This is a genomic window from Mycobacterium ostraviense (assembly GCF_002705925.1).
Taxonomy (GTDB): domain Bacteria; phylum Actinomycetota; class Actinomycetes; order Mycobacteriales; family Mycobacteriaceae; genus Mycobacterium; species Mycobacterium ostraviense.
In genome coordinates this window covers 5,333,574-5,354,293 of record NZ_NKRE01000001.1, presented here as the reverse complement: position 1 = coordinate 5,354,293, position 20,720 = coordinate 5,333,574, and the positions used below count along the sequence as shown (strand labels likewise).

Sequence of the window (20,720 nt, the reverse complement as noted above, 5' to 3'; positions counted from 1 at the left end):
ATCGGCCTAGCGCCGTCGAGCTGGTTTAGGTCTCAAACAGGTTACGAAATGGCCTCGGCTTTTGTCCAAAGGGGAGAGTTAAGAAAATGGCAAGATTTCTGTCATTTTCATGTGAGAGAACGCGTCTTTGCGCTCCACCACCATACAGGCTCGATCAGGCGACACCCGACGCAGGACCCGGCCCTCGGCCACGCCGGATCGGGACGAGACGCAATCTTGGAGCTAACCCGGCATCGGCGAGGGCCTCGAGGGCCGCTTGCTCGTCGTGCAACAACGTGTCCGGCACCCCGAGCAACACACTCACGACACAATCGCGGCAGGCGCGTCCCCGCACCGCGCACTCGTCACAGTCGATGACCACCTCCCCCGGTTCGGCCGCGCCGCCGGTGCATTCGCTACCGCTGTTCCATGCGTTCCATGCCATCAATCCCGGTCCTTTCGGTAAGACGTTCGATCGCAATTGGGGCTGCGCCGAAGGCTAACCGCCGGCACCGACAACTCCGGCGCTGCTGAGGATCGAGCGCTGCCGACCCGTGCCCGGCGTGGGAACCGTCGGCTGTCGGTGCGGCTGCCTAACGTCACCGCCATGGGTGCGAGCGGCGGAACTCAACTGAGTCTCGCCGGGCTCGACCCGCTCGCATTTCCCGGCATCGACCTCGCGGGTGCGCCGGGCCCGCCCTCCGACGAGCTATTGCCGCTACGGGAGACCACCTTCGTGGTGGTCGACCTGGAGACCACCGGAGGCCGCACCATGGGCACCGAAGCGGCCCCGCCGGACGCCATCACCGAGATCGGGGCGGTCAAGGTGCGCGGTGGGACCGTGCTCGGTGAGTTCGCCACGCTGGTGGACCCGCAGCGCAGCATCCCGCCCCAGATCGTGCAGCTGACCGGGATCACCACGGCCATGGTGTGTGACGCCCCCGTCATCGGCGCCGTCCTGCCGATGTTTTTCGAATTCGCCGGCAACTCGGTATTGGTCGCCCACAACGCCGGGTTCGACATCGGGTTCCTGCGGGCCGCCGCGCGGCGATGCGACATCGCTTGGCCGCGGCCGAAGGTTCTGTGCACGGTCCGCCTGGCACGGCGGGTGCTGAGCCGAGAGGAAGCGCCCAGCGTGCGGCTGGCCGAACTGGCGCGGCTGTTCTCGGTTGCCACCCAACCCACCCACCGCGCCCTCGACGATGCCCGCGCCACCGTCGACGTCTTGCATGCGCTGATCGAGCGGGTGGGCAACCAGGGCGTGCACACCTTCGCCGACCTGCGTGCGTATCTACCCAACGTGACCCCGGCGCAGCGCCGCAAACGGATGCTGGCCGACGGCCTGCCGCACCGGCCGGGAATCTATGTGTTCCGCGGGCCGTCGGGCGAGGTGCTCTACGTCGGCACCGCGGTCGACCTGCGCCGCCGGGTCAGCCAATACTTCAACGGCGCCGACCCCCGCGGCCGGATCAAGGAAATGGTCAACCTGGCCACCGGGGTGGATCACGTCGAGTGCGCGCACCCGCTGGAAGCCGGTGTGCGTGAGCTTCGAATGCTGGCCGCACATGCGCCCCCGTATAACCGCCGATCGAGGTTTCCCCACCGTTGGTGGTGGGTGGTCCTTACTGAGGAAGCGTTCCCGCGCCTGGCCGTCGTTCGCGCTCCCCGGCACGGCCGGGTCATCGGCCCGTACCGGTCCCGGGCCGACGCCGCCGAGACGGCCACGCTGTTGGCTCGCTTCACCGGGATCCGGACCTGCACCAAGCGGCTGGCGCGGTCGGCTCTGCACGGCCCGGCCTGCGCCGAGCTGGAGGTGTCGCCGTGCCCGGCCGCCCGGAACCTGACCGCCCAGCGATACGCCGACGCCGTGCAGCGCGCGACGGATTTGATCGACGGACGCGACAACACCGCGCTAGCCGCCGCGATCCACCAGGTCACCGTCCTGGCCGAGCGACATCGTTACGAGAGCGCGGCGCGGCTGCGCGACCATGTCGCCACCGCGATCGAGACGCTGTGGCGTGGTCAGCGGTTGCGGGCGCTGGCCGCGCTACCCGAGCTGATCGCCGCGGCGCCGGACGGCGGTGGTGGCTACCAGTTTGCTGTCATCCGCCACGGGCAACTGGCCGCCGCCGGTACCGCCCGGCGCGGGGTGCCACCGGTGCCGGTGGTCGACGCCCTGCAGGCCGGTGCCCAGGAGATTATGCCGGCCGAGGCGCCACTCGGCGGCGCGCTGGTGGAGGAGACCGCGCTCATCGCCCGTTGGCTCGCGGCGCCGGGGGTGCGCATCGTGCGGGTCACCGGCATTCCGGACACCGGGGGCGCCGCCGAAACCGCGGGCTGGGCCACACCGTTGCGCTGCGCCGGCGCATGGGCGGCGTGGGCGGCATCGGCCCGTTCGGCGCAGCTGGCCGTCGAGCAGACACCCGGCCCGATGGGGCGGCTCTCCCCTCACCAGGACCCGCCGCACCGCCAGGCCGGCAGCTCAGAGCTGCTGGCTGAACCGCACCCATCGCGCGAGCAACTGTTCGGCCGCGCCGCTGTCGATCGCCGCGCTGGCCCGCTGCAAGCCGTCCTCCCACGCGGGCAGCCATTCAGCCCGGCTGGATAGCCCGGCATGGGCGACCATCGCGCCGGCGGCGTTGAGCACCACCGCGTCTCGGATCGGGCCCTGGGCCCCGCCCAGCACGGCGCGGGCTTCGGCCGCGTTGGCCTGCGCGTCGCCGCCCAGCAGCTCGTCGAGCTCGGCACGTGCGAAGCCAAATCCCGCGGGATCGAAAGTCAGTTTGTCGACGGTGCCCGCCAGCACCCGCCAGATCGTGCTGGTGGTCGTCGTGGTCAGCTCGTCGAGCCCGTCGTCGCCGTGCACCACCAGCACGCTGGACCGGCGCGCGGCAAACACCCCGGCCATTACCTCGGCGAGGTCAGCGAACGCGCAGCCGATCAACCCGGCCCGCGGCCGGGCCGGATTCGTCAGCGGCCCAAGCAGATTGAACACCGTAGGCACGCCGATCTCGCGGCGCACCACCGAGGCGTGCCGGTACGACGGATGGAATTGCGGCGCGAAACAAAAGCCGATCCCAACTTCCTCAAGGCTGCGCACCACCTGATCGGCGTCCAGGTCGATGCGCACCCCGAGCGCTTCCAGGGTGTCGGCCCCCCCGGACAACGAGGACGCCGCCCGGTTGCCGTGCTTGACCACCGGCACACCGGCGGCGGCCACCACAATGGCCGCCATCGTGGACAGGTTGACCGTGTTGATCCCGTCGCCACCGGTACCGACGACATCGACGGCGTCCTCCGGAACGGCGTGGGCCGGCATCGGGCGCGCGTGGTCGAGCATCACGCCGGCCAGTTCGGCGACTTCGTCGGCGGTGGGCACCTTCATCGTCATCGCCACCGCGAACGCGGCGATCTGGGCCGGCCGTGCTGCGCCGGTCATAATCTGATCCATGGCCCAGGCCGCCTGGCCCCGCGCCAAGTTGCTCCCGGCCGTCAAGCGACCCAGAACCCCTGGCCAAGACGGCACCGAAGAGGTCACGGAAGACGTCACGGAAACCGACGCCGCCGGGGGCCGACCACCGGGGGACCATTCACCTGACCGAGCCACGCGCCGATGGTCGCATGCCGGCCGCCCACCACCCAACGCGCGGCCGGCAACGCCGGGCGCGCGGCGGCACACGGCTGGGAAACGACGCGCGGAAAACGAATTTGTGCCCCGGGTAGAGTTCGACAACTACAAAGCGTCATACTTGCGGATGTGACGAGTGCTGTAGGGACCTCGGGTACTGCCATTACGTCGCGCGTGCATTCGCTGAACAGACCGAACATGGTCAGTGTCGGCACCATAGTGTGGCTTTCCAGTGAGTTGATGTTCTTTGCTGGCCTGTTCGCTATGTACTTCACCGCGCGCGCTCAGTCCGGCGGGAAGTGGCCGCCGCCGCCGACCGAGCTCAATCTCTATCAGGCGGTGCCGGTGACGCTGGTGTTGATCGCGTCGTCCTTCACCTGCCAGATGGGAGTGTTCGCCGCCGAGCGTGGCGACGTGTTCGGGCTGCGCCGTTGGTATGTGATCACATTCATGATGGGCCTGTTCTTCATCCTCGGCCAGGCCTACGAGTACTACCACCTGACGACGCACGGGACGACCATCCCGGGCAGCGCCTATGGCAGCGTGTTCTACCTGGCGACCGGCTTCCACGGGCTACACGTGACCGGCGGCTTGATCGCCTTCATCTTCCTGCTGATCCGGACCGGGATGAGCAAGTTCACCCCCGCGCAGGCAACCGCCAGCATCGTCGTCTCCTACTACTGGCATTTCGTCGACATCGTGTGGATCGCGCTGTTCACCGTGATCTATTTCATCCGATGAGCCGGCCCCCCCGAACAGGCATGAATAGGAGTGCTCAGTTGAAAAGACTGGGATTCACCCGATCCGGCGGCAGTGAGCAGCAGAACAACCGCCGGCGGCGACGCCTCCACCGGCGGTTGTCGGGCGGATTGCTGCTGCTGATAGCGCTCACCGTCGCGGGCGGCTTGGCTGCCGTCCTGACACCGACCCCGCAGGTAGCGGTAGCCGACGAGTCGTCCTCAGCGCTGCTGCGCACCGGCAAGCAGCTGTTCGACACGTCGTGCGTGTCCTGCCACGGGGCCAACCTGCAGGGCGTGCCCGACCGCGGGCCCAGCCTGATCGGCGTCGGCGAGGCGGCCGTCTACTTCCAGGTCTCGACAGGTCGGATGCCCGCCATGCGAGGTGAGGCCCAGGCACAGCGCAAGGAGCCGATCTTCGACGAGACACAGATCGACGCACTCGGCGCCTACGTGCAAGCAAACGGGGGCGGCCCCACCGTGGTCCGTAACCCCGACGGCAGCATCGCCACGAAATCCCTGCGGGGAGACGACCTTGGGCGCGGCGGCGACCTGTTCCGCCTCAATTGCGCCTCCTGCCACAACTTCACCGGCAAGGGCGGCGCGCTGTCGTCGGGCAAATACGCCCCCGACCTGGGGCCCGCCAATGAGCAGCAAATTCTCACGGCGATGCTGACCGGGCCGCAGAACATGCCGAAGTTCAGCGACCGCCAGCTATCTTTCGAAGCGAAGAAGGACATCATCGCCTATGTGCGGACCGTCGCCGAGGAGCGGTCACCGGGTGGCTACGGACTGGGCGGATTCGGACCCGCGCCCGAGGGCATGGCGATGTGGATCATCGGCATGGTCGCCGCCATCGGGCTGGCACTGTGGATTGGGGCGCGATCATGAGCGACGGCTCTCCCGTGACCGGCGACGCGAAGACCGACCTCGGCTCGGACACCGACTCTGATATGGGAAAAGCCCCGGGCGCGGCCCATGAGCCGGACGAGGCCGCGCTGGCCGCGATGTCGCAGCAGGAACTGCTCGACCTGGGCGGCAAGCTCGACGGTGTCCAGATCGCCTACAAGGAACCCCGCTGGCCGGTCGAGGGCACCAAGGCCGAGAAACGAGCCGAGCGCGGAGTGGCGGTCTGGCTTTTGCTGGGTGGTGCATTCGGACTCGCCCTGCTGCTGGTTTTCCTCTTCTGGCCGTGGCAGTACAAAGCCAAGGGAGAGTCAGGAAGCTTCCTGTACTCCCTTGCCACCCCGCTGTACGGACTGACCTTCGGGCTGTCCATCCTGGCGATCGCAATCGGGGCGGTGCTGTTCCAGAAACGCTTTATCCCGGAAGAGATTACGATCCAGGACCGGCACGACGGTGCGTCTCGCGAGATCGACCGCAAGACGGTGGTGGCCAATCTGACCGACGCCTTCGAGAGCTCGACCATCCGGCGCCGCAAGCTCGTCGGGCTGTCCTTGGGCATGGGATTGGGCGCGTTCGGGCTCGGCACCCTGGTTGCGTTTGCCGGCGGCCTCATCAAGAACCCGTGGAAGCCGGTCGTCCCCACCGCCGAGGGAATGAAGGCCGAGCTGTGGACGTCCGGCTGGACCCCGCGCTACAGGGGAGAGACGATCTATTTGGCGCGGGCCACCGGGACCGACGATGGACCGCCGTTTGTGAAGATGCGCCCCGAGGATATGGACGCTGGCGGGATGGAGACGGTGTTCCCGTGGCGGGAATCCGATGGTGAGGGCACCACCGTGGAATCACACGAGAAGTTGCAGGCCATCGCGATGGGAATTCGCAACCCGGTGATGCTCATCCGCATCAAGCCAAGCGATTTGGGCAGAATGGTCAAACGTCAAGGCCAGGAGAGCTTCAACTTCGGCGAGTTCTTCGCCTACACCAAGGTCTGCTCGCACTTGGGCTGCCCGGCATCACTGTACGAACAGCAGACCTACCGAATCCTGTGTCCGTGTCACCAGTCGCAGTTCGACGCGCTGCACTTCGCCAAGCCGATATTTGGCCCGGCGGCCCGCGCGTTGGCGCAGCTGCCCATCACTATCGACTCCAACGGATATTTCGTCGCCAACGGCGATTTCGTCGAGCCCGTCGGACCGGCATTCTGGGAGCGCACAACATCATGAGTCCAAATCTCCGTCCTCCGAAAATCGGTGATGTGCTGGCCCGTCAAGCCGAGGACGTCGACACCCGGTATCACCCTTCGGCCGCGTTGCGCCGACAACTGAACAAGGTCTTCCCGACCCACTGGTCGTTCCTGCTCGGCGAGATCGCGCTGTACAGCTTCATCGTCCTGCTGATCACCGGCGTGTACCTGACGCTGTTCTTCGACCCGTCGATGACCGAGGTCACCTACAACGGCGTCTATCAACCATTGCGCGGCGTCGAGATGTCGCGCGCCTATGAAACGGCACTGGACATCTCCTTCGAGGTCCGGGGCGGGTTGTTTGTCCGCCAGATCCACCACTGGGCCGCATTGATGTTCGCCGCGGCGATCATGGTGCACCTGGCGCGAATTTTCTTCACCGGGGCCTTCCGGCGGCCGCGCGAGGCCAACTGGGTTATCGGGTCGCTGCTGCTGATCCTGGCGATGTTCGAGGGCTATTTTGGCTACTCGCTGCCCGACGACCTACTGTCGGGGCTGGGTCTGCGGGCGGCGCTGTCCTCCATCACGCTGAGTCTGCCGGTGATCGGGACATGGATGCACTGGGCACTGTTCGGCGGCGATTTCCCGGGCACCATCCTGATTCCCAGGCTCTATGCGCTGCATATTCTGCTGCTGCCCGGAATCATCCTGGCGCTGATCGGTTTGCACCTGGCACTGGTGTGGTTCCAGAAGCACACCCAGTTCCCGGGCCCCGGCCGGACCGAGCACAACGTCATCGGCGTACGGGTCATGCCGGTGTTCGCGTTCAAGTCCGGCGCATTTTTCGCCGCGATCGTCGGCGTGCTGGGTCTGATGGGTGGCCTGCTGCAGATCAATCCGATCTGGAATCTGGGTCCGTACAAGCCGTCACAGGTGTCGGCCGGCTCGCAGCCGGACTTCTACATGATGTGGACCGAGGGGCTGGCTCGTATCTGGCCGCCGTGGGAGTTCTACTTCTGGCACCACACCATTCCCGCGGCCGTGTGGGTGGCGCTGATCATGGGCCTGATCTTTGTGCTGCTGATCGTCTACCCATTCCTGGAGAAGCGGTTCACCGGCGACTACGCGCATCACAACCTGCTGCAACGGCCGCGTGACGCCCCGGTGCGGACCGCGGTCGGCGCGATGGCGATCGCCTTCTACATGGTGCTCACCCTTGCGGCGATGAACGACATTATCGCGCTGAAGTTCCACATCTCGCTCAACGCGACGACGTGGATTGGACGTATCGGCATGGTGGTACTGCCGCCGTTGGTCTACTTCCTCAGCTATCGGTGGTCCATCGGACTACAGCGCAGCGACCGGGCGGTGCTCGAGCACGGCGTCGAGACGGGCATCATCAAGCGGCTGCCGCATGGGGCCTACATCGAGCTGCACCAGCCGCTCGGCTCGGTCGACGACCACGGACATCCGCTGCCGCTGGAGTACCAGGGCGCTGCTGTTCCCAAGCGAATGAACAAGCTGGGTTCGGCCGGCGCGCCGGGCAGTGGCAGCTTCTTGTCCGCCGATCCGGCATCAGAGGACGCGGCGCTGCGGGAGGCCGGTCATGCCGCCGAGCAACGTGCGCTGACCGCGCTACGCGAATACCAGGACAGCATCGCCGGATCGCCCAACGACGAGCACGGCCAGCACTAGGGACGAGACAGCCGGCGAGGCAGGCACAACCCCTGCGCCGATACGGTTCAGGCTCGGGCCGTCGACCAGCCGGTACTCCGAAGCGGTCAGCCGCAGGCGCGCACTCGTCACGGGTCTGCGGTGTCCCGCTAACTGCGCAACGCCGCACCGGCTACCCGGTGGCTGTCGGCGCGCCACGTCGGGGGTCAAGGTCAAGAGAGGACCAGGCGATTGCCGGTTGCCAGGATCGGGTTATCGCTCGGCGACTGCGCGGCGCAGCTGCCGGACGTGGTACCACTCGATCGCCGGCATCCCTGCGGTGATAACCGCCGCCGCCCCGTAGCTGGCCCATGATGGGCCGTCGTGACCGACGGCCATCAGATACGTTGCCAACGCCACACCGATCAATGCGGTGCCGATGGCACCGGTCAGCGCGACGGTTCCCCGCAACCAGATCCGATCCACCGCCTCACCGGACCGCTCGGCGGCCGCCTCGAATGCCCGGACTTGGTCTCGGCGGGTCGAGCCGCCCACCGTGCGCACCGCGGGTTTCCCCGGCCCGGCCGGCGGTCGGCCAAGCGCACGTGGCAGCGCCGGCCTCGCCGCCGACTCGGCCCCCGACATGCGGCGAGCCCGCAACAGCACCGGAATCGCCCCCGCAATGATCAACGCCGAGATGATGATGACGGCGTACAACACCCAGGTGGTTTGCGAGTCCCTCGCCACCTTGTGAAAGCCCCGTCCGAGGTCGGCCAGCGCGACCGCTGCGGCGACGCTGACGCCGACCAGCACCAGCCAGACCGCCGCACACGCGCCGATCAGGATGCGGTCGACGACAGCTGGAGCCACGATGCCGTCCGGCCCGCGCCGGTATGCGGAGTATCTGCCGAGCATCAGCAGCTCGTTTGCGGTGCGTCGTTGTTGTTCGATGACAGCACCGTTCCGTCGCTCGTGGTGATTGAGCAGTTGAGTTTGCTGACCCGGAAAAGACTGGACGCCTCCACCGAGCCCACATCAGATTGTGAGATCGGTGTGACGGTCATCGACCATGGAATGTACACGTTGTGCTGCGTCCGTCGGCGCCCCGAAGCGTCGACGTAGGTCACCGAGATGATGTCACCGGGCGCCTTAGTGCCGGTAACCGAATAAGTGACTTGTCGCGGACCAGCCAGGGTCGTGGTGGTGGGCGGGGGTGGTGCCGCCGCCGTCGTCGTCGCCGGAGGCGGTGCCGCCGGGGTCGTCACCGGTGGCGGGGGCGGAGGCGTCACGGTCACGGTCTGCGTCTCCGTCGGGATCTCGGTGGTGGGCTGTCTCTTATACACCGGTGGCGGCGGTGGCTTGGTCGTCGTTATCTCATCCTGTATCGCCGGCACCGACGAGGAGGTCGTTGCCGGGTTGGCCAGTCTGTGGGATTCGGTGCGGGTGACGAGCAGCGACACCGAAACCACCAAGGCGATGGCGGCCAGTATGGCTGCCACGCCGACCACCCATGGCCAGCGCGGAGCGCGATGTTCGTCGTCGGCGTCCGATGTGTCGTCGTAGTCGTCGTAGTCGTACAAACTGAGATCGGCCGGCAGATACGGCCCGCTGATGAATTGCTCGGACTCTGGAGCCGAGTAGGCACGCGAGTAGGCTTCGGTCTCCCCCGTGGGATATGCCACGTCGATGCGGCCACTATCGTCAAGCGGTTTCAGTGCTCCGCCCTCGGCACCTGCCGGCTCATCACCGGTGTCGCTCAAGGCTTCCAGTTCGGCGCTGGAATCGCCGGCGGAATCGGGTTCCTCAGGTTCCCGTCCCGGCGGATTCGGCCCGCTCATGTTTGCCTACCCTGTCCAAACTGCCTCACCAGAGCGCTGGGCTCCGCGGCTGCAGTTGCGCGCGTGCGCTCGGTGGATTCTCACTGTGTATCGCAAACCCTACCCAACCGGGCAGGGCACAGAAGTCGAGGCTAACTGGCCACCGATCAACTGATGCCCTGATTGTGACCTTTCCGGCTCTGATCAGTGCTTCTCTGGTCCGACGTAGTACTCGAAGACCAGTCCGGCCGCCGAGGCCAGGACGAATACCACGCCGGCAACGATGAGCCACGGCAGCCAGAGCGCGACGCCGGTCGCCGCCACCGAGCCGGACAACGCAACCAGGATCGGCCACCAGCTGTGTGGGCTGAAGAAACCCAATTCCCCTGCACCGTCGCTAATTTCGGCACCCTCGTAGTCCTCGGGCCGGGTGTCCAGCCGGCGGGCCACAAATCGGAAGAACGTGGCCACGATCAACGCCATGCCGCCCGTCAGCGCCAGCGCAGTTGTGCCGGCCCACTCGACCCCACCGGTGGCGAACATCGAAGTCAGCACACCGTAGAGCACCGCACACAACACGAAGAACGCGGCGACGAACTCGAAAAGCCTGGCTTCGATATGCATTCTGCAGTGTCCTAACCTTGGCTCGGGGCCAATTGACCGCGGCGGGCGTCGAACGGATGGGTTGTCACGGCGAGGGGCGGCTGGTTGATCGCCTGCAAGGCTTCGGCGTTGGTCTTGCCGTCGATACGTTGCTGTAAGTAGGCCTTGAAGTCGTTGGCGGCCACCACGCGAACTTCGAAGTTCATCATGGCGTGGTAGGTGCCGCACATTTCGGCGCAATGGCCGACGAACGCTCCGGTCTTGGTGATCTGCTCGATCTGGAAAATGTTGACCGAGTTATTCGCCGCCGGATTGGGCATCACGTCACGCTTGAACAAGAACTCGGGCACCCAGAAGGAATGGACCACGTCGGCCGAGTTCAGCTGGAATTCGATGCGCTTGCCGGCCGGCAACACCAGGACCGGAATTTCGTTCGTGGTGCCCAGCGTCTCGATCTTGTCGAAGTTGAGATAGCTGCGGTCCTCGGTGTTACGCCCGGCAACCGGCCCGACGAGCTCTTCACCGTGGGCGTCCTTGCCTTCCGGTTTGGATTCGACGGCGTGCTTGCGAGCCTCGTCGGCACCGTCGTAGGTCAAGGTGCGGTCATGGAAGTCGACCCGCTGATAGCCGAATTTCCAGTTCCATTGGAACGCCGTGACGTCGATCACGACCTCTGGGTCCTTGGTGGTGTGCAGCATCTTCTCCTGCACGACGACGGTGAAGTAGAACAGCACCGAAATGATGAGGAAGGGCGTGACGGTCAGCACCAGCTCAAGGGGCATGTTGTAGCCGAACTGTCGGGGAAAGTCGGCGTCGCTTCGCTTCTTTCGGTGAAAGACCGCCGTCCAGAAGATCAGACCCCACACGATGGCCCCGACCACCAAGGAGGCGATCACCGCACCGACCCACAACTCCCGGTTGACGTGGGCTTCCGGGGTGACGCCCTCGGGCCAGCCGAGGCCCAGCGCTTCCGACCAGCTGCAACCGCTCAGGGTGACGGCCAGCGCGCCGAGGGCCCCGGTCAGTGCCGCCAGCCGAAGGCGTGGGGCGAGCCCGCCCGCTCCGCGCCGCCGACCGCCGGAACGGATCTCAGAATTGCCCTGCGACAAGCATTGCGAACGACCTGGCTCGCGAAGTGTCACGTTGCGCCTCCTGTAGCACAAGCTGGGCCGACTCGGGCTAGGCGCCGCTTCCGGCGGGAATCGTCGGCTAACTCGGATTCGAATACTACGCAGCGTAGACCACGCCGCCCGCGCAGGCGACGATGCGTGCCGAAACGGCCGGCGGTGCCGGTACCCTGGCCGGCGCCGGGGCACCCGCGGATTGGGTGAGACGCCCGCAATGGGCAACCATGCGGCGCGATACGGCCCTTTCGGAACTCCAAATCGTGAACCGACATGCGCGGGATCCGGTCTCGATCACCATTACCCGCCGGCCGCGCCCGGGTAGCAGCGCCTCGTGCGGCATACTGGGGCGCCGTGTGCGGACTGCTGGCCTTCGTCGCGGCCCCGGCCGCCGCTGCCGAGACCCAGGGCCCCGACGCTGCTGCCCGCAGCGCCACGGAGGCCGACAGCGCGATTGCCCGCGCGTGCCACCTGATGCGCCACCGTGGCCCCGATGAGCCGGGCACCTGGGTTGACCCGGACGCCGACGGATCGGTGATCTTCGGGTTCAACCGGCTGTCCATTATCGACATCGCCCATTCCCATCAGCCGCTGCGGTGGGGGCCGCCGGAGGCGCCGGAGCGGTACGTGCTGGTGTTCAACGGCGAGATCTACAACTACCTGGAGCTGCGCGACGAACTCCGCACCCGGCACGGCGCTGTGTTCGCGACCGACGGCGACGGCGAGACGATCGTCGCCGGCTACCACCACTGGGGCACCGACGTGCTCAAGCGGCTACGCGGCATGTTCGCTTTCGCGCTGTGGGACACCGTCACCCGTGAATTGTTCTGCGCTCGCGACCCATTCGGTATCAAGCCGCTGTTCCTGGCGACCGGCACCGGCGGCACCGCGGTGGCCAGCGAGAAGAAGTGCCTGCTCGACCTCGTCGACTTGCTGGGATTCGACACTCAAATCGACGACCGGGCGCTGCAGCACTACATCGTGCTGCAGTACGTGCCGGAGCCCGAGACGTTGCACCGCGGGGTCCGCCGGCTCGAATCGGGGTGTTACGCCTGGATTCGGCCCGGGCGAGACCCGGAGATCACCCGTTACTTCATGCCGCGTTTTGCCGCCACGCCGATCACGCCCGACACCGAGCAGGCGCGCTACGACGAGATCACGGCGGTGCTGGAGGACTCGGTGGCCAAGCACATGCGGGCCGACGTCACCGTCGGCTCGTTTCTGTCCGGGGGCATCGACTCCACGGCCATCGCCGCCCTGGCCATCCGGCACAATCCGCGGCTGATCACCTTCACCACCGGTTTCGAGCGGGAGGGCTTCTCCGAGCTCGATGTCGCGGTGGCCTCGGCCGAGGCGATCGGCGCGCGCCACGTCGCCAAGGTGGTCAGCGCCGAGGAGTTTGTGGCCGCCCTGCCCGAAATCGTCTGGTATCTCGACGAACCGGTGGCCGATCCGGCGCTGGTGCCGCTGTTCTTCGTCGCCCGGGAGGCCCGTAAGTACGTCAAGGTCGTGTTGTCCGGGGAAGGCGCCGACGAACTGTTCGGCGGCTACACGATCTACCGCGAACCGCTGTCGCTCAAACCGTTCGACTACCTGCCGCGGCGGCTGCGGCGGTCGATGGGGAAAGCCTCCACGCCGCTGCCGGAGGGCATGCGCGGCAAAAGCCTGCTGCACCGCGGCTCATTGACGCTCGAGGAGCGCTACTACGGCAATGCCCGCAGCTTCTCCGACGCACAGCTGCGCGACGTGCTGCCCGGCTTCCGCGAGGACTGGACCCATACCGACGTCACGGCGCCGGTGTATGCGCAGTCGGCCGGTTGGGATCCGGTGGCCCGCATGCAGCACATCGACCTGTTCACCTGGCTGCGCGGCGACATCCTGGTCAAGGCAGACAAGATGACGATGGCCAATTCGCTCGAGCTGCGGGTGCCGTTCCTGGACCCGGAGGTGTTCGCGGTGGCCTCGCGGCTGCCGCTGCAGGCCAAGATCACCCGCACCACCACCAAATACGCGCTGCGGCGCGCGCTGAAGCCCATTGTTCCGGCGCATGTGCTGCACCGGCCCAAGCTGGGCTTCCCGGTGCCGATCCGGCACTGGTTACGCGCCGGCGAGCTGCTGGAGTGGGCGTATGAGATGGTGGCCTCGTCGGGGGCCGGTCACCTGATCGACCTGGGCGCCGTCAGCCGGATGCTCGACGAGCATCGAACCGGCGCCAGCGATCACAGCCGCCGGCTGTGGACCGTGCTGATCTTCATGCTGTGGCACGCGATCTTTGTCGAGCACAGCGTGGTGCCGCAGATCGGGGAGCCGCAGTATCCGGTCCAGTTATGACGGCCAGCAGACGCAGAGTCGCATGCGGAAGGTTTTCCGCGTGCGACTCTGCGTCTGCCCGCGGGGCTAGGCCAGCACCGCAGTGATCTCGGCGGCCGCCTCGTCGCCGTATGCACCGGCCAGTCGGGACGCTGCGGCTTGGTGATCCCACTGCCACTCTTGGGTGCCGGTCGATTCCAGCACCAACACCGCGACCAGCGAACCCAGCTGCGCGGACCGCTCCACGCTCAACCCGGCGCTACGCCCGGTCAGGAAACCGGCTCGGAACGCGTCGCCGACCCCGGTGGGGTCGGTCTGGCTGGTTTCGGGGACCACGCCGACGTGGATAGTGGTGCCGTCCGGGTCCACCACATCCACCCCCTTGGGACCTAGAGTGGTTATCCGCAGGTCGATCTGGGCCATCACCTCGGCCTCCGACCACCCGGTCTTCGACAGCAGCAGGTCCCATTCGTAGTCGTTGGTGAACAAGTAGCTGGCACCGCCGATGAGCTGACGGATTTCCTCGCCGGACAGCCGAGCCAGCTGCTGGGAGGGATCAGCGGCAAAGGCCAGCCCCAGCTTGCGGCATTCCTCGGTGTGCAAGAACATCGCCTCGGGGTCGTTGGCACCGATGATGACCAGCTCCGGAGTACCGATCGCCGACACCACGTCGGCGAGCTTGATGGTACGGGCCTCTGACATTGCCCCCGGATAGAACGACGCGATCTGGGCCATGTCCACGTCGGTGGTACAGGTGAACCGCGCCGTGTGCGCGGTCTCGGAGATCAGGACGTGATCACAGTTGACACCGTGGGCTTTGAGCCAGTCGCGGTAATCGGAGAAGTCGGCGCCGGCCGCGCCGACCAGCGCCACGTCGCCACCCAGCACGCCGATGGCAAAGGCCATATTCCCGGCCACGCCGCCGCGGCGCACCACCAGGTCGTCGACCAAGAAGCTGAGCGACACCTTGTGTAAGTGGTCAGGCAGCAGTTGCTCGGAAAATCGGCCGGGAAACCGCATCAGATGGTCGGTTGCAATCGAACCGGTTACCGCAATCGTCACAAAATCTCCGTCCTTGGTCCTTAAGGTCGTCTAGCCTCTCACAATTATCGGCGCCGCGGCCCGCCCCGTCGCGCCGACAGCCGACGGCAGGTATTGCGCTAGCCTGCCCTAAAGAACTCACCTCATTGCCGGAATCCGCTGCCGGGCGGCAAGCCCACATGTCGTTTCGTCCACCACCGTAGGAGAACCACGATGGCCGGTCAGCACCCGCCGAACCCTGCCGTCGGCACCGAAGGAGCCAGAGAGGTGCGACCGTACCCGCAGACCGGGCCCGATGAGCCTGTTGAATACCCCCATGAAGCGGCCGACCGGCAACACGCCTTTCCCCCCGCCCCGGCGGCGGGTTATCCCGGCATGCCGGGCTCCTATCCGAGGCGACGGCCCAAGCGGCTGCTGATCGGCGCCCTGCTGGCCCTCGCCTTGGTCGGTGCGCTGACCGCGGCCATCGTGTACGGGGTTCGCACCAACGGGGCCAACACCGGGGGCACCTTCACGGAGGCATCGGCAAAAACGGCGATTCAGGGCTACCTCCACGCACTCCAGCACCGCGATGTCGACGTCATCGTTCGCAACGCGCTTTGCGGGATCTACGACGGGGTGAAGGACCGCCGGTCGGATCAGGCCCTGGCCAAGTTGAGCAGTGACGCCTTCCGTAAGCAGTTCTCCCAGGCCGACGTGACGTCGATCGACAAAGTCGTGTACTGGTCGCAATACCAGGCCCAGGTGCTGTTCACCATGCAGGTGACGCCTGCCACCGGCGGCCCGCCGAAGGGGCAGGTGCAGGGCATCGCGCAGCTGCTCTTCCAGCGTGGGCAAATTCTGGTTTGCTCGTACGTGCTGCGCACGGCCGGGCAGTATTGACCGGGCCGGGATGATCCCGGCCCGTAGACCTACTTCGGTCAGGTCAGTTGAAGGAATCCCCACACGCGCAGGACCCGGTCGCGTTGGGGTTGTCGATCGTGAAGCCCTGCTTCTCGATGGTGTCCACGAAATCGATCGACGCGCCTTCCACATACGGCGCGCTCATCCGGTCGACCGTCAACGTCACGCCACCGAACTCCGCTGTCAGGTCGCCGTCCAGCGTCCGGTCGTCGAAGAACAGGTTGTAGCGCAGGCCGGCGCACCCTCCGGGCTGCACCGCTATCCGTAGTGACAAGTCGTCACGTCCCTCCTGATCGAGCAGGGACTTCGCCTTGGCGGCAGCGGCCTCGGTCAGGATCACGCCATGGGTCTTGGCGGTCGGCTCGTTCTGCACCGTCATTGCTTCTCCTACATGCCTCATCGTTTAGGTGGGCTCACCGGCTGTCGTGTCAGCCCGGCCCCGTCGGGAAAACCCACTGCTACTAACGGTACCCCGCAGGCCGGGGATTCCCGAGTCGCGCGGCGACTTCCGACGCCAAACCCATCAGCTGATTGGCCGCATCGGCCAGTGCCAACCGCACTGAACCCGCATAGTCGGCAATGGACAAGGCCGACATGATGCCCGACGATCGGATCGTCGATCTATCCAGGACCACTTGCCCGGCCAGCACTATCACCGGAATGCCCAGCGGGCGGGCCGCGGCCGCGATCTCGCCGACGACCTTGCCGTGCAACGACTGCTCGTCGAACTTGCCCTCACCGGTGATGATCAGCTGCGCTTCGGCCAGGTCATCGGCCAAGTGGGTGTGTTCGGCGATGATCGCGGCACCGGACTCGCATCGGCCACCGAGCGCGAGCAGACCCGCGCCGATGCCGCCGGCGGCACCCGCACCGGGCTCGGCGCTCACTGCCCGTCCGGCGGCCGCGTCCAGTTCCACCGCCCATGCCTCGAGACGGGCCTCCAGTGCGGCGACGGTGGCCGCGTCCGCGCCCTTCTGCGGCGCGAACACTCTAGCCGCGCCCCATGGTCCCACCAGCGGGTACTCCACGTCGGAGGCGGCGATCAGCTCGACCCCGGCGAGTCGTCGGCGGGCGGCGTCCAGGCCGCCGAGTTCGGCGATCATGCCGTACCCGCCGTCCGTGCACGCGCTGCCGCCCAACCCGACCACAATGCGGCGCGCCCCGGCGGCGACTGCGGCAGCGATGAGCTGGCCCACTCCCCTGCTGTGTGCGGCCAGCGCGGTCTCCGGGGTCGGCGGACCGCCCAGCAGGGACAGGCCGCAGGCCTGCGCGCATTCCAGGTATGCCGTGGCCGACGCCGAATCGAACATCCACGCGGCGTCCACGGCGGTGTCCAACGGCCCCGACACCCGCAGCAGCCGCGACTCCCCGAAGCGGTTTTGCAGCACCTCGATAAAACCGGGCCCGCCGTCGGACTGCGGAGCCACGATGAAGGTGTCGTTCGGCCGCGAGCGGGTCCAGCCGGTGGCGATCACCGCGGCGGCATCCACCGCGGACAGGCTGTCGCCGTAGCAGTCCGGTGCCACCAGTACCCGCATCGCGGGCAGCTGGATCCGGCCGGGCCCGAGGGCATCGGCAGCAGCATCCGAAGCAGACGAGCCGTCCATTACAAGCAAGAGTAGGGCTAACACGGATGCTGGCGCTGGGTAACAGCAGCACAATTCCCCGTCGCTGGTCCCCGGCGCTGCCCGCGCGCACAGTAACCTGTCGACTGTGAAGCTGCTGGGCCGCAAGAAGGGCCACGAAGAAGGTGCCGAGGTTTCGGCGAAGGCCGAGGACAGCCCGGGGGCGCAGACCCGTTCCCCGGCCGGGCCCGCAACTTCTCGCGGGTCGCGGGCAACCGGACCCAAGGGCCGGCCGACGCCCAAGCGCAGCGAGGCCCGGCGCAGCGCAAAGAAAAGCCCCGTCGTCCCGGCGCCGATGACGGCCGCCGAGGCGCGGGCCCGGCGCAAATCGCTGTCCGGCCCGAAACTGAGCCGCGCGGAACGCCGGGCCGAACGCACTGCCAGCCGGGCCCGGATGAGCGAGCGCCGCGAACGGATGATGGCCGGCGAGGAGGCCTATCTGCTGCCGCGCGACCAGGGCCCGATACGCCGTTACGTCCGCGATGTGGTCGATGCCCGGCGTTTTAGCCTGCTGAGCCTGTTCATGCCGTCGGCGCTGGCTCTGCTGTTCGTGATGTTCGCCGTTCCGCAGCTGCAGCTCTACATGTCGCCCGCGATGCTGGTGCTGATGGCCCTGATGACCGTCGACGGGATTGTGTTGGCTCGCAAGGTGAGCAGGCGGGTCGACGCGAAGTTCCCGAACAACACCGAAAGCCGTTGGAAACTCGGCCTTTACGCTGCCGGCCGGGCGTCGCAGATGCGCCGGATGCGGGCGCCGCGCCCCCAGGTGGAGCGTGGAGCCAGCATCGGTTAGCGCCGGAAAGCTGGCTGACCACTCATGCGCACACTGGTTCTCGGCGGGATCAGGTCGGGCAAGTCCCGCTGGGCGGAGCACACCATCGCGGATTCACTGGCACCCGGCCACCCGGTCCGCTACCTGGCTCCCGCGCCGGTCACCGAGTCCGACCCGGCCGGGGCGCAGGAGTGGGCGCAACGGGTCGCCAAGCATCGCGAACGCCGGCCTGGCCACTGGTCGACCGTCGAAACTGACGACATCATCACCCAGTTGCGGCGGTCACCGGGTACGGCGACGCTCGTCGACGACCTCGGCGCCTGGCTCACCGGCACCCTGGACCGTCATCGGGCCTGGGACAACGGATCCGTGGCCGGTCCCGTCCAAGACCTGCTCGACGCGGTCAGCGCCTTCGAGTCGACACTGGTGCTCGTCAGCCCCGAAGTCGGTCTGACCGTCGTGCCGGCAACCGCGTCCGGGCGCCGCTTCGCCGACGAGCTGGGCAGCCTCAACCAGCGAATGGCAGCGGTCTGCGATCAGGTGGTGCTGGTGGTGGCCGGGCAGGCCGTACCGATCAAGCCGGCACGCACATGATCGGATTCGCGCCGATATCGCCGCCCGACCCGGATGCCGAAGCCGCCGCACGGGCCCGACAGGACGTCCTGACCAAACCGCGGGGAGCGCTGGGCCGCCTCGAGGACCTGTCGGTGTGGGTGGCCTCCTGCCAGGGCCACTGTCCGCCGCGGCAGTTCCAGCGTGCCCGAGTGGTCGTTTTCGCCGGTGACCACGGCGTCGCCCGGTCGGGGGTGTCGGCGTACCCGCCGGAAGTCACCGACCAGATGGTCGCCAATATCGACGCCGGCGGGGCGGCGATCAACGCGTTGGCCGACGTAGCCGGTGCGACGGTGCGGGTGGCGGACCTGGCGGTGGATTCCGATGCGGTGTCGGAGCGGATCGGCGCGTACAAGGTGCGCCGCGGCAGCGGCGATATCAGCACCGAAGACGCGTTGACCGCCGACGAGACCGCCCGCGCCATCGCGTCCGGCCAGCAGATCGCCGACGAGGAGGTCGACGCCGGCGCCGATCTGCTGATCGCCGGCGACATGGGAATCGGGAACACCACCGCGGCGGCGGTTCTGGTGGCGGCGCTGACCGACACCGAACCGGTCGCGGTGGTCGGGTTCGGGACCGGTATCGACGATGCCGGCTGGGCCCGCAAGACGGCCGCGGTGCGTGATGCGCTGTTCCGGGCGCGGCCGGTGCTGCCCGACCCGGTCGGGCTGCTGCGCTGCTGCGGTGGCGCGGACCTGGCGGCGATGGCGGGATTCTGCGCGCAGGCCGCGGTCCGGCGGACCCCGCTGGTGCTCGACGGCATGGCGGTGACGGCCGCAGCTCTGGTCGCCGAACGTCTGGCGCCCGGCGCCCGGCGGTGGTGGCAGGCCGGTCACCGGTCCACCGAACCGGGTCACCAGCTCGCCCTGACAGCGCTGCAGCTGGATCCGATTCTGGACCTGAGGATGCGACTGGGCGAGGGCACCGGCGCCACGCTTGCGCTGTCGGTGCTGCGCGCCGCGGTGGCCGCGCTGTCGTCGATGGCTACCTTCACCGAGGCCGGCGTGTCCGGTCCCCGCACCCCCGGTATCGACCCGGCCTGGCCGTGATCCGTTCCCTGGCAACAGCTTTCGCCTTCGGCACGGTGATGCGCGTGCCGAGTTCCCGGGCCGATCCGATGGGACGCGGCGCGATGACGGCGCTACCGGTGGTCGGCGCGGCGCTGGGCGGCCTGGCCGCCGCTGTCACCTGGGCCGGCGCAGTGGTGTTCGGGCCGTCCAGCCCGTTGTCCGGGTTGCTCGCGGTGACGGTGTTGCTGGCCGCAACCCGCGGCCTGCACATCGACGGCGTTGCCGATACGGCCGACGGTCTGGGCTGCTACGGCCCGGCGCAGCGCGCCCTTGCCGTGATGCGCGACGGGTCTTCGGGGCCATTCGGGGTGACGGCCGTCGTCCTGGTCATCACGCTGCAAGGGCTGGCCTTCCCGGCGCTGGGCGCCGCCGGTGTCACCGTGGCAGTCTTCGCCGGCCGGATCACCGCGGTGCTGGCCTGTCGCCGGTCGGTGCCGGCCGCCAAAGGCAGCGTCCTGGGTGCGCGCGTCGCCGATTCCCAGCCGGCGGCCGTGGTAGCGGCGTGGCTCGCTGTGCTGGTCGCGGCTTCGCTGCCGGCGGGCCCACGGCCATGGCACGGGCCGGTTGCGGTACTGGTGGCGGTGTTGTGCGGGGCCGTCCTGGTCGCGCACTGCGTGCGCCGGTTCGGTGGTGTCACCGGTGACGTGATCGGCGCGGCGATCGAACTGACGACGACGGTCAGTGCGCTACTGCTGGCGGCACTGGCCCGCTTCTAGTCCTTCGCGACATCGCCGTTCCCCCAATCGGTGGACAAGCG

Annotated in this window: 20 protein-coding genes and 1 pseudogene; 12 read left to right on the top strand and 9 right to left on the bottom strand. The window is 67.5% G+C overall.

The genetic code is table 11. The features are described 5' to 3' along the window. Positions 1 to 154: 154 nt before the first annotated feature. On the bottom strand, positions 155 to 334 hold the full coding sequence (locus tag CDN38_RS24890) for a hypothetical protein (protein WP_233027120.1): 180 nt from the start codon (positions 332 to 334) through the stop codon (positions 155 to 157). A gap of 19 nt (positions 335 to 353) precedes the next feature. On the opposite strand from CDN38_RS24890, the gene CDN38_RS32005 reads away from it, so the two are divergent. Together CDN38_RS32005 and CDN38_RS24885 are read left to right on the top strand one after the other, a co-directional pair. Continuing rightward, positions 354 to 482, top strand: coding sequence for a hypothetical protein (locus CDN38_RS32005; protein ID WP_267888300.1), 129 nt, complete (start codon positions 354 to 356; stop codon positions 480 to 482). A gap of 104 nt (positions 483 to 586) precedes the next feature. Further along, a pseudogene (locus CDN38_RS24885) lies at positions 587 to 2,524 on the top strand (DEDD exonuclease domain-containing protein); the annotation flags it as partial. Here the strand turns inward: CDN38_RS24885 and trpD are convergent. After that, positions 2,462 to 3,586 (bottom strand): anthranilate phosphoribosyltransferase, encoded by a 1,125-nt coding sequence (trpD, locus tag CDN38_RS31260; protein ID WP_408633025.1) that lies wholly within the window; start codon positions 3,584 to 3,586, stop codon positions 2,462 to 2,464. The pseudogene CDN38_RS24885 and the gene trpD sit on opposite strands and share 63 nt — an antisense overlap. Positions 3,587 to 3,736: 150 nt before the next feature. Between trpD and ctaE the strand changes: the two genes are divergently transcribed. The 4 genes from ctaE to qcrB all read left to right on the top strand — a co-directional run bounded on the left by ctaE (position 3,737) and on the right by qcrB (position 8,128). Beyond that, on the top strand, positions 3,737 to 4,348 hold the full coding sequence (ctaE, locus tag CDN38_RS24875) for an aa3-type cytochrome oxidase subunit III (RefSeq protein WP_075511961.1): 612 nt from the start codon (positions 3,737 to 3,739) through the stop codon (positions 4,346 to 4,348). Between the two features lie 38 nt (positions 4,349 to 4,386). After that, positions 4,387 to 5,235 (top strand): cytochrome bc1 complex diheme cytochrome c subunit, encoded by an 849-nt coding sequence (gene qcrC, locus CDN38_RS24870; RefSeq protein WP_075511962.1) that lies wholly within the window; start codon positions 4,387 to 4,389, stop codon positions 5,233 to 5,235. A 62-nt stretch (positions 5,236 to 5,297) separates the two neighbouring features. After that, positions 5,298 to 6,473 carry a cytochrome bc1 complex Rieske iron-sulfur subunit gene (gene qcrA / locus CDN38_RS24865; RefSeq protein ID WP_233027119.1) on the top strand — a complete coding sequence of 392 codons (1,176 nt, stop codon included), beginning with the start codon at positions 5,298 to 5,300 and terminating at the stop codon, positions 6,471 to 6,473. Further along, the gene (gene qcrB, locus CDN38_RS24860) at positions 6,470 to 8,128 is read left to right on the top strand and encodes a cytochrome bc1 complex cytochrome b subunit (RefSeq protein ID WP_075511963.1); all 1,659 of its coding nucleotides are present in this window, start codon (positions 6,470 to 6,472) and stop codon (positions 8,126 to 8,128) included. Before qcrA ends, qcrB begins: the two co-directional genes overlap by 4 nt. Positions 8,129 to 8,359: 231 nt before the next feature. Here qcrB and CDN38_RS24855 read toward each other — a convergent pair whose 3' ends face one another. From CDN38_RS24855 to ctaC, 4 genes are all read right to left on the bottom strand, one after another. Then, positions 8,360 to 9,001 carry a DUF2561 family protein gene (locus CDN38_RS24855; RefSeq protein ID WP_075511964.1) on the bottom strand — a complete coding sequence of 214 codons (642 nt, stop codon included), beginning with the start codon at positions 8,999 to 9,001 and terminating at the stop codon, positions 8,360 to 8,362. Continuing rightward, entirely contained in the window at positions 9,001 to 9,924 is a 924-nt protein-coding gene (locus CDN38_RS24850) for an MmpS family transport accessory protein (RefSeq protein ID WP_099319244.1), read from the bottom strand. Before CDN38_RS24850 ends, CDN38_RS24855 begins: the two co-directional genes overlap by 1 nt. 183 nt (positions 9,925 to 10,107) lie before the next feature. Then, positions 10,108 to 10,527, bottom strand: coding sequence for a cytochrome c oxidase subunit 4 (locus CDN38_RS24845; RefSeq protein WP_023364906.1), 420 nt, complete (start codon positions 10,525 to 10,527; stop codon positions 10,108 to 10,110). Positions 10,528 to 10,538: 11 nt separating this feature from the next. Further along, the gene (ctaC, locus tag CDN38_RS24840) at positions 10,539 to 11,648 is read right to left on the bottom strand and encodes an aa3-type cytochrome oxidase subunit II (protein ID WP_075512422.1); all 1,110 of its coding nucleotides are present in this window, start codon (positions 11,646 to 11,648) and stop codon (positions 10,539 to 10,541) included. A gap of 336 nt (positions 11,649 to 11,984) precedes the next feature. Here ctaC and asnB point away from each other — a divergent pair, with 336 nt between their 5' ends. Beyond that, positions 11,985 to 13,961 (top strand): asparagine synthase (glutamine-hydrolyzing), encoded by a 1,977-nt coding sequence (gene asnB / locus CDN38_RS24835; protein WP_075512423.1) that lies wholly within the window; start codon positions 11,985 to 11,987, stop codon positions 13,959 to 13,961. Positions 13,962 to 14,027: 66 nt separating this feature from the next. Here asnB and CDN38_RS24830 read toward each other — a convergent pair whose 3' ends face one another. Next, the gene (locus CDN38_RS24830; protein ID WP_075512424.1) at positions 14,028 to 15,002 is read right to left on the bottom strand and encodes a carbohydrate kinase family protein; all 975 of its coding nucleotides are present in this window, start codon (positions 15,000 to 15,002) and stop codon (positions 14,028 to 14,030) included. A 192-nt stretch (positions 15,003 to 15,194) separates the two neighbouring features. Here CDN38_RS24830 and CDN38_RS24825 point away from each other — a divergent pair, with 192 nt between their 5' ends. Beyond that, positions 15,195 to 15,863, top strand: coding sequence for an Rv0361 family membrane protein (locus CDN38_RS24825; RefSeq protein WP_075512425.1), 669 nt, complete (start codon positions 15,195 to 15,197; stop codon positions 15,861 to 15,863). 43 nt (positions 15,864 to 15,906) lie between these two features. Here CDN38_RS24825 and CDN38_RS24820 read toward each other — a convergent pair whose 3' ends face one another. Both CDN38_RS24820 and CDN38_RS24815 read right to left on the bottom strand, forming a co-directional pair. Further along, positions 15,907 to 16,263: an iron-sulfur cluster assembly accessory protein gene (locus CDN38_RS24820; protein ID WP_036393138.1), complete on the bottom strand. Its 357-nt coding sequence runs from the start codon at positions 16,261 to 16,263 to the stop codon at positions 15,907 to 15,909. An 82-nt stretch (positions 16,264 to 16,345) separates the two neighbouring features. Beyond that, a complete protein-coding gene (locus CDN38_RS24815) occupies positions 16,346 to 17,422 on the bottom strand; it encodes a glycerate kinase family protein (RefSeq protein WP_099319473.1) in 1,077 nt (358 codons plus the stop codon). Positions 17,423 to 17,597: 175 nt separating this feature from the next. Here CDN38_RS24815 and CDN38_RS24810 point away from each other — a divergent pair, with 175 nt between their 5' ends. From CDN38_RS24810 to CDN38_RS24795, 4 genes are read left to right on the top strand one after another with little or no spacing between them, the layout of a single operon-like run. Continuing rightward, positions 17,598 to 18,302 carry a DUF3043 domain-containing protein gene (locus CDN38_RS24810; protein WP_075512427.1) on the top strand — a complete coding sequence of 235 codons (705 nt, stop codon included), beginning with the start codon at positions 17,598 to 17,600 and terminating at the stop codon, positions 18,300 to 18,302. Positions 18,303 to 18,326: 24 nt separating this feature from the next. Beyond that, positions 18,327 to 18,875 (top strand): bifunctional adenosylcobinamide kinase/adenosylcobinamide-phosphate guanylyltransferase, encoded by a 549-nt coding sequence (locus CDN38_RS24805; RefSeq protein WP_075512428.1) that lies wholly within the window; start codon positions 18,327 to 18,329, stop codon positions 18,873 to 18,875. Beyond that, the gene (gene cobT, locus CDN38_RS24800) at positions 18,872 to 19,942 is read left to right on the top strand and encodes a nicotinate-nucleotide--dimethylbenzimidazole phosphoribosyltransferase (protein WP_075512429.1); all 1,071 of its coding nucleotides are present in this window, start codon (positions 18,872 to 18,874) and stop codon (positions 19,940 to 19,942) included. The genes CDN38_RS24805 and cobT overlap by 4 nt, the downstream gene beginning before the upstream one ends. After that, on the top strand, positions 19,939 to 20,679 hold the full coding sequence (locus CDN38_RS24795) for an adenosylcobinamide-GDP ribazoletransferase (RefSeq protein WP_075512430.1): 741 nt from the start codon (positions 19,939 to 19,941) through the stop codon (positions 20,677 to 20,679). The genes cobT and CDN38_RS24795 overlap by 4 nt, the downstream gene beginning before the upstream one ends. Positions 20,680 to 20,720 lie beyond the last annotated feature (41 nt).

Bases quoted from the DNA above. Each gene is read 5' to 3' on its own strand.
- CDN38_RS24820 (WP_036393138.1), bottom strand. From the start codon at position 16,263: ATGACGGTGCAGAACGAGCCGACCGCCAAGACCCATGGCGTGATCCTG.
- CDN38_RS24815 (WP_099319473.1), bottom strand. From the start codon at position 17,422: ATGCGGGTACTGGTGGCACCGGACTGCTACGGCGACAGCCTGTCCGCG.
- qcrA (WP_233027119.1), top strand. From the start codon at position 5,298: ATGGGAAAAGCCCCGGGCGCGGCCCATGAGCCGGACGAGGCCGCGCTG.
- CDN38_RS24825 (WP_075512425.1), top strand. From the start codon at position 15,195: ATGGCCGGTCAGCACCCGCCGAACCCTGCCGTCGGCACCGAAGGAGCC.
- cobT (WP_075512429.1), top strand. From the start codon at position 18,872: ATGATCGGATTCGCGCCGATATCGCCGCCCGACCCGGATGCCGAAGCC.
- qcrB (WP_075511963.1), top strand. From the start codon at position 6,470: ATGAGTCCAAATCTCCGTCCTCCGAAAATCGGTGATGTGCTGGCCCGT.
- CDN38_RS24850 (WP_099319244.1), bottom strand. From the start codon at position 9,924: ATGAGCGGGCCGAATCCGCCGGGACGGGAACCTGAGGAACCCGATTCC.
- CDN38_RS24855 (WP_075511964.1), bottom strand. From the start codon at position 9,001: ATGCTCGGCAGATACTCCGCATACCGGCGCGGGCCGGACGGCATCGTG.
- CDN38_RS32005 (WP_267888300.1), top strand. From the start codon at position 354: ATGACCACCTCCCCCGGTTCGGCCGCGCCGCCGGTGCATTCGCTACCG.
- CDN38_RS24845 (WP_023364906.1), bottom strand. From the start codon at position 10,527: ATGCATATCGAAGCCAGGCTTTTCGAGTTCGTCGCCGCGTTCTTCGTG.
- CDN38_RS24805 (WP_075512428.1), top strand. From the start codon at position 18,327: ATGCGCACACTGGTTCTCGGCGGGATCAGGTCGGGCAAGTCCCGCTGG.